Here is a 12,622-nt window from a genome sequence, read left to right on the forward strand (position 1 = left end):
GGCACTGTTCGAACCGATATCACTGGCACAAAACGAACCGTTAAAGGCTCAAGACGCCCAAGCAAACTGGCACAGTTTGAACCGGAATCACTGGCACGGAAAAACCGGAATCGGTGGCACAAAACGATCCATTATATCCAGTATTCAGCCATTGATGATATAGAAGATGTGAGGGTGTTTATGCAATACCATGTTTATGCCGTTTGGGATTTTATGTCCTTGCTGAAAAGTTTGCAAACCAGCCTCACTTGTACCGAAGTACCTTGGTACCCAAAGGGGTCTGCCGATACCAGGTATTTGATCAATGAAATTGTGGTTGGGGAAGAAAGTGATTTGGACGAGGACGGAAAGCGAATGAGCCACTTTGAATTGTACCTCGAGGCAATGGAGCAATGTGGAGCGGAAACGGGAGGAATTAGGGTTTTTATTCAAAAGCTTCAAGAGTCAAGCAGCATCGAGGAAGCCTTTCAAGCTGCAGGCACTCCGGAGGCGGCCAGAAATTTTGTTCGTTTTACCTTTGAAATCATACAAGGACGCCGCGATCATCAGCAATCAGCGATTTTTACGTTTGGTCGCGAAGACCTTATTCCAGGTATGTTTTTTTCCATCATCAGTGACCTTAACTTGAAGTATCCGGAAAAGATCGCCAAATTTAACTACTACCTGAAAAGACACATAGAGGTTGACGGCGATCAACATAGCCATCTGGCCCTAGCCATGACTTCAAACTTATGTTCGCAAAACGATAGGTTTTGGGATGAAGCAGAGCAAGCTTCTATCACCTGCTTGCAGAAGCGTATTGAATTGTGGGACGGTGTTTACGAAGAGATCATCAAACACCCAAGGCAGGTTCGTTCGGCTTCCATTTTATCCTAGTGTCGATTACCCATTCCGTCTAGTTGGCAGCTATTGCTGTAGCTCCGTACAGCTAACAGTGTTTTTGGCTGTCGGTTTATTCAGCGGAACGGGTCTTGCGAGCAGGGCTGCCCTTGTACTACCTCCTGCTTTCCAAAAACCCATTCATATACCAAATGTGGGGTGCGGATATCAGTGAGACCAACACAAAAAACAGCAGGGTCAGCTCCTGTGTAGTATTGGTTGGATATAAGATAACAAGAATAATCCCCATCCCAATAATGCTAGCCGCCGTGAACGGCAACATTCGCAGGATAAATTGAGTCAATGGAACTCCGCGATAGGATTTACGCAGTGATTGGTATTCCTCTGCCATGCTAGGCAGTGCATGCCAAAATCCAAAGTAGAGGATGAAGCCTACCAACAAGGGTAAATGGAACAAAATGATGCCTACTGCAGTCATTTCTGCCAAATAGAGAAAAGATTTGGTAGGCAGATTTCTAACTAGGAGAACGGCGACTAGCGAAAAGCTAAGGACGGTCAGGGAAGGACCGAAATTAGCAATCCCCGATATATCCACTATAGAAGCCAGGATTTCAGCGGTTTTCGAAAAGTTCCCAAACAGGATAACAGCCAAATAGAAGGTTCCGGTGCCTAGGTAGGTGAGTTTTCTCCCAATCCGTAGGTTTTCGCGGATATAGTGGCTTTGACCAAAATGATAAGCAGACATGAGCAGAAAGGAAATCAAAGCGACGAGGGGTAAAGTCACCCAAACCAGCAGATAGAGTACGATGATTGCCAGGTATTTAAGGATGAAAACAGCCAAGTCCTTGCGCTGTATATGGGGGTTTACTAAGAGGTGATCTACCGCGCCATGCGGAATACCTACCGTGAGTAGCACCACAATAAATAATAACCATTCAAACATCTCATGGCTTTGAAAGAACAGGAAGTAGATGATAGCAATGGCGAAGCCCAGCGTTTTTCCCCAAATATCAATGTTTTTCATATCGGAGGAGAGACTGAATGAAAACAGGAAATTTAAGTCGTGACAGGATCTTGATGTCTTCGAAAAAACTACTTTCTTCATTCAGGAATTTAAGAACTTCCGGACCCGAGTTGGTCTGAAATAAGTTCATGAAGATAGCGGGTAATTTTTTCGGCCATTTTCTGGCGATGTTGAGTAAGATATTGTCGTAGAAAAGGTATTTTGCCTTTCGCTTCCACGTCATTTGACGAGGGAAGTTTTTTTGCTCAAGGCAGGTAACGATCCATTGGCAATGTTTTTGGATTGTGTAAAAGGTAAAGCCGGTGCTCGGTTTGCTGCACCCAGCCAAGGTCCCTAGGGGAATGATGTGTGTATACCGGTCAGGTGATAGTTCTCGGGTACTCATGGGGATACTACCCTGCTCCCGAAAGGTTATTTCATAAGCCTCTTGCCCAAGGTTATTTTTAATGAATTGATCGATATTCCTTTCCATCCCTATCAGGTCTGGTTTTTGGTCACTGAACAGGGTGTACTCTACCAAGGCCTCACAGTCCGAGTAGGGTAGAATGTAAAAGAAGTCAGTTTGCTCCTGTGTGCCTTGCAAAAAATCCATAAGGACCACGGTATTTGCGTCAAAACAGGGCGCTTGGGTTTTGATTTTCCATCCCACAAATACCTGCTTTAACATTGAATCTGTAAACCGATTCGTTGACAAATTCGGGATGGAATTAAAGACTTTTTCCGCATGAAAGATGCCGTTTTTTTCTGTTTTCACATAGGCTCCTACTTCAGTTTCCGCACATTCCAATATGCTGTCCTGCAGGAGGTGGATATTGGGGAAGTTTTTGAGCAAAGCTAGGATCTCCCGGTAAAAATCGGATGATTTGATGTGGAAGTAGCGAAGGTTTTCCAGAGATTTGACGACTCGGGAGTGTCCGTTAGAAAGGGAGATGTTTTGCCAGCTTATGATGGCATGGCCGGTAGGGTGGATGCTCAACGGCTTTTCAGCCCAGTAACACCACGTGCGGTCGTTAGCCTTTTTGGCTGCACTGTCAACGATGAGGATTTTATGGTTTTTAAATTTGCCTTGAACCAAGTAATACACCAAACTCATACCAGCACAGCCAAAGCCGCTGATAATAAAGTCATAGGTAGTTTGTCGAGGGTTCATGGGTTATTTTGGTTTGTACGGTAATGGCGGCAATATGGGGTAAAAAAGGCTACCCCTTTCGGTAGGAAAAGGATAGCCTGTTAGGATTAGGCAGCTACAGCCAGTCTGGACTTTGCAGTCTCTGCAATGGCAACGGAATAGATTACCAAGCCAAACCCAATTTTGTTAATGGCGTCAGCAAGGTTGTAAAAGAGATCGATGCTGCTTACCTCAAATGCACCGGAGAGCAAGTTGCCGGGAAGCACCATGTATCCGATTGGATAGATGGACCATCCTAGTGTGATGAAGATCTTTAAGAGGAACATCGCCTGTCCCAGCGCCGGACTGTCGGAAGATTTTGCCAGTTTGGCCACATCGCCGGCAAACACTTCGTACACAATGTAGAGGTAACCCAGGGTGGATAGGATTCCCCACAAGATGTTACTTTCAATACCGGAGGTTTCACCGATGTAGCCAGTGATCAACATGACCAATGAGGCCAAAATCAACTTGAACAGGGTGCTTCCTTTGGCGCCAAATGGTTTGGTCAGCAAGTAAAACTCGACGCACATCAGTGGAACGGTGAGTGTCCAGTCTACATACCGAAATGCGGTGGGACTTTGGCCCGTTTCGAGGTAGAAGTCTCGCATGTAGTAGTAGTGGACAGCGGCGATTCCGGTAATCAGTCCGGATACGAGCAGGGAAGTTTTCCACTTCCCATCTACGGAGCTCCGTTCTACAAAGAAGAACACTGCCGATGCAAACATAGCCATGTACCCGATAAAAAAGGTGATGGCAATTGGGTCGCTATTGATGATCTTGTCAAGACCTACCAAATCTGCGGTTAGAATGGTGTTCATAGATAATTGTTTTTTATGTGGTGTGAATTGAAGAAGAATGTATTGGTGATCACGTGATAGTATAATGAATCGGAATAAAGTTTGTTTAATAAAAAAAATAAAAAGATAAACAAATGTGTATGTGCGGCTAAAAAGTAACTATAAGGAATTCAAAATAGGTATCAGGATTTTAGAGTGAATAGACCTCTTTTTCTTTTATTCCAAAATAAAACTTCTAGACACTTTTGTCGTACAGCACTTCGGGGATGAAATCGGACAGTGGAATTTATAAAATTCCGCCAAACGTGATTCAAAAATAAATTGAACTGGATACTGAACCAGTGGGAAATTAGTGAATTCGATCTTCAAGTTAGGATATTGAGGGGTTTATAGAAGAGCGAGGTGGTTTGTGGTAAAGGGTGCTATATCGAGAATTAGGTGTTTCAAAATAGCACACTTTGTAAGTATATAACTCAGCAGCTACCTGTACTTTGGTAAAAAGAGAAAAGGATGAAGAAGGAGCGAAAGTATGGCAACTTGGCAATCGAATCAATCATTTGGGTTACCAATATTGATATCGCAGGTTTTTTAAGGCAGGCAAGTTTGAGGTTTACCGATCAGTTAGCAAGTTTAAACTATTTTTCCCATCTTCACAGGCCATTTGGGTCTTTTGCGGCTTAAGGCGGGCTTTCCCAATCTTTAGATATTTTACACGGTTTAGCTGTTTAAATAGTAGGATCATTCGATGAACAAAACTCAATCAATTTCTTTATCTGTTGCACTTTCGGCGGCTATCTTCCTGATGGCCTGCGCTAGCCCCGTGGAAAGTGAATCCCAAAGCGGCATTACGGAGCCTTTGCAGTTTAAGCAGGATGGAACCTTCAAAATCGCTCAGTTTACCGATATCCACCTGCATACGGATACGCCCGGTGAACCCGAAAAAACCCGCGAAATCATCGAATATGTGCTCAAGAGCGAAAAACCGGATCTGTCTGTGCTGACTGGCGATATCGTAAATTCCCCTGCACCGGAAGGATGGGAGTTCATTGCTGCTATTTTCGGTTCGTCGGGAATTCCCTGGGCGGTGACGTTGGGAAATCACGATGATGAGGACCAATGGAGCAGGGAGCAGATCTTTGAGTTTCTGGAAAAACAGGAGGGGTTTGTAGGGATAAGCGGCCCCGATATCTCAGGAGTAGGAAACTACCTTATACCGCTGCAATCCGCATCAACTTCCGAAACAGCGGCTCTGCTTTATTTTTTGGATTCGCATGGCTATCCGAAAAATGCCAAACGGGGAAGCTATGACTGGGTGAAATTCGATCAAATAAACTGGTATCGTACCCAAAGCACCAAGCTGACCCAGACAAACCATAATACGCCGTATCCGGCCCTTGCATTTTTTCACATACCTGTTCCAGAATTTTTGGAAGTTGTGGGCAATGAAACCTATATGGGGATTAAGGAAGAAGGGGTGGCGTCGCCAGAGATCAATACTGGGCTGTTTGCTGCTTTTGTAGAAATGCAGGATGTGATGGGTGCATTCGTTGGTCATGACCATTATAACAACTACATTGGTATTTTACAGGATGTAGCACTGGCTTTTGGGCAAACATCCGGCTATGGAGGTTATGGGGATTTTGCAAAAGGTGCGCGCATCATCGAACTGAGGGAAGGAGAATACGCTTTCAATACGTGGATCACTACCCAAGAGGGGATTTCGTTTGAGTACAACTATCCATCGGGGATGGCTTTCAACGTAGAGTTAAGCAATGCACGTGTCCCTGTAAGCCCAAGTGGAGAATTAAAACAGGGCCTTCAATACCGCTATTTTGAAGGTAAGTTCAAAAGCACTTCAGATATGTTAGCTACAACGCCTAAACGAACGGGTACCATTTCCAATTTTGATATCAGCGGAGCGGACGTCAAAGATCATTTTGGCTTTGAGTTTACCGGATATATTAAGATACCCAGGTCAGGATATTACAGGTTTTATACGTTTTCAGACGATGGGTCCGTATGTTACATAGGCGATTCATTGGTGGTAGACAACGATGGTTCGCATAGTTTGCGTCGCAGGGAAGCCACCATTGCGTTGACCGAAGGCTTTCACCCTATCCGTGTGGTCTATTTTGAGGATTATATGGGGGAAAAGCTCGAAGTGGGTATCTCAGGACTCACGATCAAAGAAACCCCTATTCGTGATGAGATGGTTTTTCATGAGATGGATTGACTGCCGTCAGTCTTCTGGGCTATCCCAAACCCATGATGGGTAGCTTGACGCACGAAGAAAATGGAAAAAAATAGCATTACCTATTAGCTGAACCAAAGATCTTTGCAAATTCGGTTACGTTGGGGTACATATTGTCAGCCGCAAGCACTTCCTCTGCGGTAAAAAATGATATCTCTACACATTCGGGAGTGGGGGTGAAATGCAGGTGTTCAAAAGTAGCCAAGTAGACGACGTTGGCAATAAATACTCCTTTTGGATTGATGGTGGTGAAAAAATAGCTGGGGTGCTCGGCAATAAATGTCGTATGGATACCCATCTCTTCGGATACTTCCCTTTTCAAGCCCTGCTGGGGAGTTTCGCCAAAATCGAGCCCTCCACCCGGTAGCTCCCATAGGCCGTTATCTTCGCGGACAAGGAGAAACCGATCATCTCCCTCCAGCACGAGGGCTTTTACACTCACACGGTAAAAACATTCTGGTAGTTGCATATAGCAGGTATGGTTAGTTTTTTGAGATCCAAGCTACTTTTTGTTCTGATCTGTGGGGTTGGGAGAGGATATCACCGTATAATTCCGGTCTGCGGGCATTTTTATACCGGTATCCTCCTGCCTGTGTGAGCTTTTCCGGAGTAAGGGTAGCAACCACAAGGTCATTGTCCAATGCTCGGCATTCTGCTAGGATATCCCCAAATGGATCCAATATCATGCTGCATCCATTTTTTAACTGGTCATCATCCATCCCGATAGGGTTGGAAAAAACGACGTACATGCCGTTGTCATAGGCCCTGGCTGGGAGCCATTTCATCAGCCATGCCCGACCCTTCAGTCCGTCAAATTCGGCCCGTAAGCTAGTAGGGTCCGCCTCCCTGTTTTCCCAAAGCAGGGGATCTACAAATCCGGCACCTGGGCGTGACGAAGGCGTGCACATGGTGACATGCGGCATGAACAGGATATCGGCACCAAGGAAATTGGTAGCCCGGACATGTTCGATGATGTTGTTATCGTAACAGATAAGGATCCCACACCTCCATCCATTTAGTTTAAATACACAATAAGCGTCTCCTGGCTCGATGTGGGGGTTGATAAAGGGGTGGAGTTTGCGAAACTTGGCGATTACTCCGGTCTTGTCCACGCAGACGTAGGCCTTGTAGATGCGATCTCCTTCCCTTTCGAAAAGTCCCGCAAGCAGGGCCAAGTTGTGTTCCTGAGCGATGGACTGCAATTTCTGTATGCTGGGCCCATTTGGTATGGGTTCAGCTATTGACAGTAGGTCTTCTTTGGACAGGTGACGGGCAAAGGTATACCCGGTGATTGAGCACTCATGAAAGGCAACCGCCTCCGCACCTTTTTTTGCGGCTTCTGCCGCAAATTGCTCGATAACCTGTAGATTATAGGCTTTGTCGCCACTTTTGTTTTCAAATTGTACCGTTGCGATTTTGATCGGGTCCATGGGGTTGGGGTTAGATGCTGCGATCGATTACCTCGTTCGAAGATAACATCAAAACCAGCAGGACGCAAGCCTCTCACCCTATCTAGGGCACTTATCTGATCAGATTTTGCTCATGGAAAAACCATCCCCGAGAAAAAAATAAGATGGTGAACAAAAAAGCGAGACATACATTCAGAAAAAAAAATCCACTCCCGGAATGGGAATGGATTTTTAGTATTGGCTTCTGCGCAAATTGCCTTCCAATTGGACCGAACGACTTCTAGGATTACGTTAGTCAAAATCTTTATCGATTCTTGCAGAGGGGTCCGGTAACACCAGATAAAAGGTTTTTTCCGAATACCTCGAATCGTCTTCCACCCGCAGGTTACCTTTGGATTCGAAAGCGGGTAACCGGGGATCATCCGGTACAATTAGTTTTTTTAGCGTCATATTCAAATAATTCCCCATAGGCGGCACGGCGATAGGCATCCGAATCGGGTCTGCAAGTTTGAGTTCGGTCATCGTCACCACGTCGCTAAACGTGTCGTCCAGCTGGTAAGCGTCATGCTCCTGATAAATAGATCCTGGCCTTTCAGGGTTATTGTCCATGTTGATCACGTCCTGTCCAAAGGCTGAAAAACTCAAGGCGAATAAGAAAACATAAACCAGCTTTTTCATAAATAACGGGGTTTGGGTTTATTTTATGTTTCTCAATATATGGGCTTCCGTTCGTAAATCATAATTATCTGCTAAGAAATTTCGAAATAAATCGGAAAAATAACCTGAGGAGCGGCGATATGCCTGTTTTATCGGTGAAAAAAATCAAGGTCCGCTGCTTTGGATCGCCAGTTGGATACGGGCCAATAGGGACCGTTCACCGGCGTGATCACCATTCAGGTGCCAGATCATTACCCCGCCGGCACCTTGTTCGACGGCAAATCGGACTTTCTTTGTAATGGTGGCCTCGCCATTATAATAGATGGTACCACCCTCGATCACCTTAATCTCGTCCGATTCATGTGCCTCCGGGAAGAGTTCCAGCAGGCGTTTATAGGTGAGGCTTACCGGTGCACCCTCACCAAAGCCATAACCATAAAAGGGAAGGCCAATGGTCAACTTGTGGGAGGGAACGCCCCGTTCTTGGTGGAAGTACAGAAAGTCTCTTTCGGCCATTTCAAATGGAGCGTGAGGCCCCACCTTTGCAAGGTTCCAAGGGCCGGTTTGGTCGTATGACATGATGTGGATTCTATCGTAATCCGCCAGTGTGCCGTCTGCAATACGGTTTGCATTCCAGCTCGCAAGAGCGGCGGTCATTTCTTTACCCTTTGCTTTCAATGCGACTCCCAACGCGGAGACCAATGGACCATATTGATCGTTAATGAGGTCGTTTTCCAAATCCACATCCACACCATCGAATCCCATCCTTACGGCAAATTCCACCGTTTGTTCCACAAAATCAACGTGTCGATCGGGTGTTAAAAACGTGTGCAAATGATCGGGAGGGCTACCTCCTCCCAAGGAGAGGAACACCTTCTTTCCATGTTTTTTAGCGAGGGCAATGGCTTCGGTCATACGGTTCTCTGCCCGGTAGGTTCCGTCTTTCTGGATATTGATAAACGCGAAATTGATGTCGGTTACCCGATCCAGGTTTACCTGTTCCAATCCGTCCATCCAGTCCCGGGGGCTAAACAAGTAACCCACCACCCTAAAAACGTTTTCTTCTTGTGATGCTTGCGGTTTACAGGCAAACCATGAAATCAGGCACAGGGTGCAGCAGGCAAATCGGAGAAGTAGCGACATATTAACGGGTATAGGATAGTTTTGGAATAAACTTACTGATTTTTATCAGTTTTTTTGCTGGAGCTCATCATATTGTTTGGTTTTATATTCCTGTACCTTTAGGTTTCTGGTCAGGCGTTGGACATAGATAGCCCTGTACCGAACGTAGTAGAATCTTTGCTAACCAAAAATAGTTTTTATCATGGAATTAAAAGGAAAAATTGCCGTCATCACAGGAGGGGCAGGAGGGATTGGCCTTGCAACTGCACAGTTGTTTTTGGAACAGGGAGCGGCGGGGGTTGCCGTTGTAGATTTCAGTCAGGAATACTTGAATACTGGACAAAGGCAGCTTTCCGATAGCCGAGTTATTTGGATTCAGGCAGATGTCGCTACGGCTGCCGGGGTGCAGAAGTATATGGGGGAAGTAGAAAACGTCTATGGCAGGCTAGACGTCCTTTTTTTGAATGCAGGAGTGGAAGGTGTCGTGAAGCCGATAATTGACTATCCCGAGGAAGTATTTGACCATGTGATGGCTGTAAACGTCAAGGGCGTATGGCTTGGTATGAAGTATGGGTTTCCCTTGCTAAAAAAGAGTGGTGGAGGCAGTGTTATCATTACCTCATCGGTGGCGGGATTGGGCGGAACACCCTCTGTGAGTGCTTATGTAGCCAGCAAACATGCCACGATCGGATTGATGAGAACGGGCGCACTGGAGGGAGCACCGGACCAAATCCGTGTGAACACCATACACCCCTCTCCGGTAGACAACCGAATGATGAGGTCACTGGAGGATGGCTTCGCACCGGGGCAGGGTGATGCCGTCAAGGAAAACTTCACGAAGATGATTCCATTGGGAAGATATGGTACCAACGAAGATATTGCACAGTTGGCTTTGTTTCTGGCGTCAGATCGCAGTTCCTTTATCACGGGTGCCACCTATGTGATCGACGGCGGAATGAAGGCCTGATTTTAATTTCCTTTTTATCGAAGAAAATCGCAGTTTTGCAGAAAGTATTTTTAATATGAAAAAAATATTTCAGGCACTGCGCCTTATTTCCGATAACAGCATTCTCCCACCCGCCGATTATTTATTTGATGGTCAGGTTATACAAGAACTCCCTCAGGGAGCGGAATATCCATCAGATGCAGAACTGCTGCCTTGTGAAGGGCTTTTGGCGTCTAGAGGTTGGATTGATTTGCGGTGTTTCGTGGGGGAACCCGGATTGGAGTCAAGGGAAACGTTCGAGAGTCTTGGGGCAGGCTTGCAGCTGGGAGGCTTCTGCGAGGCGGTCATTCTTCCCAACACTCATCCAGCAATTCAATCGGTCAACGAGGTTGCTTTCGTGCAGCAGCGCGCCAAAGAGCTGTTTTCCACGATCCACGTTCAGGCGGCCGTGACAAAAGACACTTTTGGAGAGGACTTTACGGAAATGATGGACCTGAACCATCAGGGTGTTCGGATCTTCGGTGAGGGCCTGCAGTCGCTATCGAATGGAGATCGCATGATGAAAGCCCTGCAATACTTGAAAAGATTTGGAGGAGTGCTGTTTGACCATTCTTATGACCCTCTGTTGGCATTATTTGGCCAAATGCACGAAGGGACTACCTCGACGGTACTTGGACTTAAGGGTATTCCCAGGCTTGCTGAGGAAACCGCCATTGATAAAAACCTTGCTATTTTAGAATATACTGGTGGGCGCATGCATTTTCAGGCGCTAAGTACGGCCGGTGGAGTGGACAAGATCAGAAAAGCCAAGAGAAAGGGGTTGCAAGTCACTGCTGATACATCTATTTATCAGTTGATATTCGATGCGGAAGATTTGATGGACTTTGATACCTCCTACAAGGTGCTTCCACCCTTTCGGGACGAGGCAGATAGACTGGCATTGATCGATGGGTTAAAGGACGGAACCATCGATGCCTTGGTCAGCAACCACATTCCCCAGGATGTGGATGCGAAGTTTATGGAGTTTGACTTGGCCCCCTTTGGCATGATCGGCTTGCAGACGTTTTTGCCGGCGATGGTGTACTTGGAGGAGGTATTGGGCTGGCCTTTGCTAATCCAAAAACTCACGTCGGGTCCAGCTTCGGTGTTGGGGCTGCCGGTAGACCGATTTGATACGCTGACGGTATTCGACCCATCGGCTATCTGGGAATATGATTTGAGAAATAACGCGTCCGTGAGTCAAAACTCACCCTGGCTGGGAAAATCGCTGAAAGGCAGGGTGGAATTTATGGTGAATAAAGGTAAGTTTTTGAAAGTCTATGAATAAATTTATGCACGCTGCTCTGCCTTTTGGGATAGCGGGAGGCTTTCTGTTGGTTCTTGGCTTTTTGTTGTTGTATTTTCTCGGCACCGAGCCTGTCGGGATGGTGCTCAATTTCGGGTATGTAGCCACTCCGCTATTTGTATTTGCCGGCATCAAGCAATTTAGAGATAAACACAATGGAGGCGAGCTGTATTTTAGTCAGGGGATGAGCGTGGGTTTTTTTGTGTATACCTTGATGGCGTTGATTTCAGCCTTTTTTATATGGGTCTTTATGGTGTTTCAGCCGGAGGTTTTTGAGGTTTTTAAGGCATCCAATATAGCGTTATTGGAGCAAAAAAGAGCACTTTTGACCGAGCAACTTGGGGAGCAAAGTTTTGAGGAGACCTATGTGAACATACAGGCGATGTCGGTTTTTGACGTAGCACTCAATGATTTCCTACGAAAAATAATCCCTGGATTATTTTTTACAATAATAATTTCCATAATTTTAAAGAGGACTTTAACCCCATAAAATGTAATCACTATGGAAAATAACATGACTACTTCTCCCTCGCAAGCTGCGCTCAAATCTGGCCTTTACCTCGGTTTGACCATGTTTATCCTGACACTATTGGCCTATTTTATCGATTATACCATTCTGGTGTCCTTTTGGTTTGGTATCGTGATTTTGGCCTTGTTTTTTGGGCTGATCGTATATTTTGGCTTCCAATACAGAAAGGAAGTAGGCGGTTTCCTAGAATATGGCCCGGCTTTTATGTTTTCCTTTGTCACGTTGTTGGTGAGCGGTCTGATTGGGTTGGTCGGTAATTTGATCTTGTACCAGGTCATAGACCCTCAGCTTCCTACCATGCTGGTAGATGCCCAATTGGAAAACATGTTGAACATGATGGACCGGTTCGGGGCCGGAGATAGTATCTCCGGTGATCAATTGGATGAAATACGGGACGGTGTTCAAGCAAACTTTACAGTTTTTGGGCAGATTAAATCATTTGGAATTGGATTGATTGTCTACGCAATTATGGCGCTTATCTTAGCAGCAATAATCAAGAAGCGGGATAAGTCATTGGACTATTAAAGCATT

Annotated in this window: 13 protein-coding genes; 6 read left to right on the top strand and 7 right to left on the bottom strand. The window is 45.8% G+C overall.

Features of this window, described 5'->3' with window-relative positions; all coding sequences use genetic code 11:
• Nucleotides 1-126: 126 nt before the first annotated feature.
• Complete coding sequence (locus JJU34_RS07185) at nt 127-876, top strand: DUF3050 domain-containing protein (RefSeq protein ID WP_366512682.1); 750 nt, start codon at nt 127-129, stop codon at nt 874-876.
• Nucleotides 877-994: 118 nt separating this feature from the next.
• On the opposite strand, the gene JJU34_RS07190 is transcribed toward JJU34_RS07185, so the two are convergent.
• The 3 genes from JJU34_RS07190 to JJU34_RS07200 form a co-directional block, all read right to left on the bottom strand.
• Entirely contained in the window at nt 995-1,864 is an 870-nt protein-coding gene (locus JJU34_RS07190; protein ID WP_228691656.1) for a Brp/Blh family beta-carotene 15,15'-dioxygenase, read from the bottom strand.
• Nucleotides 1,851-3,014: a lycopene cyclase family protein gene (locus JJU34_RS07195; protein WP_228691657.1), complete on the bottom strand. Its 1,164-nt coding sequence runs from the start codon at nt 3,012-3,014 to the stop codon at nt 1,851-1,853. Before JJU34_RS07195 ends, JJU34_RS07190 begins: the two co-directional genes overlap by 14 nt.
• A gap of 86 nt (nt 3,015-3,100) precedes the next feature.
• On the bottom strand, nt 3,101-3,853 hold the full coding sequence (locus JJU34_RS07200; RefSeq protein WP_228691658.1) for a bacteriorhodopsin: 753 nt from the start codon (nt 3,851-3,853) through the stop codon (nt 3,101-3,103).
• Between the two features lie 724 nt (nt 3,854-4,577).
• On the opposite strand from JJU34_RS07200, the gene JJU34_RS07205 reads away from it, so the two are divergent.
• Nucleotides 4,578-6,065 (top strand): PA14 domain-containing protein, encoded by a 1,488-nt coding sequence (locus JJU34_RS07205; RefSeq protein ID WP_228691659.1) that lies wholly within the window; start codon nt 4,578-4,580, stop codon nt 6,063-6,065.
• Nucleotides 6,066-6,141: 76 nt separating this feature from the next.
• Here the strand turns inward: JJU34_RS07205 and JJU34_RS07210 are convergent, their stop codons facing one another.
• From JJU34_RS07210 to JJU34_RS07225, 4 genes are all read right to left on the bottom strand, one after another.
• Entirely contained in the window at nt 6,142-6,552 is a 411-nt protein-coding gene (locus tag JJU34_RS07210) for an NUDIX hydrolase (RefSeq protein ID WP_228691660.1), read from the bottom strand.
• Between the two features lie 13 nt (nt 6,553-6,565).
• Nucleotides 6,566-7,513: a nitrilase family protein gene (locus JJU34_RS07215; protein ID WP_228691661.1), complete on the bottom strand. Its 948-nt coding sequence runs from the start codon at nt 7,511-7,513 to the stop codon at nt 6,566-6,568.
• 270 nt (nt 7,514-7,783) lie between these two features.
• A complete protein-coding gene (locus tag JJU34_RS07220) occupies nt 7,784-8,170 on the bottom strand; it encodes a hypothetical protein (protein WP_228691662.1) in 387 nt (128 codons plus the stop codon).
• A 144-nt stretch (nt 8,171-8,314) separates the two neighbouring features.
• A complete protein-coding gene (locus tag JJU34_RS07225) occupies nt 8,315-9,292 on the bottom strand; it encodes a glycosyl hydrolase family 18 protein (protein ID WP_228691663.1) in 978 nt (325 codons plus the stop codon).
• 181 nt (nt 9,293-9,473) lie between these two features.
• Between JJU34_RS07225 and JJU34_RS07230 the strand changes: the two genes are divergently transcribed.
• Genes JJU34_RS07230 through JJU34_RS07245 form a run of 4 tightly spaced genes read left to right on the top strand, consistent with a single transcriptional unit; the run spans nt 9,474 to nt 12,616 of the window.
• The gene (locus JJU34_RS07230) at nt 9,474-10,238 is read left to right on the top strand and encodes an SDR family NAD(P)-dependent oxidoreductase (RefSeq protein WP_228691664.1); all 765 of its coding nucleotides are present in this window, start codon (nt 9,474-9,476) and stop codon (nt 10,236-10,238) included.
• 55 nt (nt 10,239-10,293) lie between these two features.
• The gene (locus JJU34_RS07235; protein WP_228691665.1) at nt 10,294-11,544 is read left to right on the top strand and encodes a dihydroorotase; all 1,251 of its coding nucleotides are present in this window, start codon (nt 10,294-10,296) and stop codon (nt 11,542-11,544) included.
• Complete coding sequence (locus tag JJU34_RS07240) at nt 11,537-12,052, top strand: DUF4199 domain-containing protein (RefSeq protein WP_228691666.1); 516 nt, start codon at nt 11,537-11,539, stop codon at nt 12,050-12,052. Before JJU34_RS07235 ends, JJU34_RS07240 begins: the two co-directional genes overlap by 8 nt.
• A gap of 12 nt (nt 12,053-12,064) precedes the next feature.
• Entirely contained in the window at nt 12,065-12,616 is a 552-nt protein-coding gene (locus tag JJU34_RS07245; protein WP_228691667.1) for a DUF4199 domain-containing protein, read from the top strand.
• Nucleotides 12,617-12,622 lie beyond the last annotated feature (6 nt).

Origin of the sequence: Lunatimonas sp. (assembly GCF_020832325.1) — a bacterium.
In the GTDB taxonomy this organism is placed as follows: domain Bacteria; phylum Bacteroidota; class Bacteroidia; order Cytophagales; family Cyclobacteriaceae; genus Lunatimonas.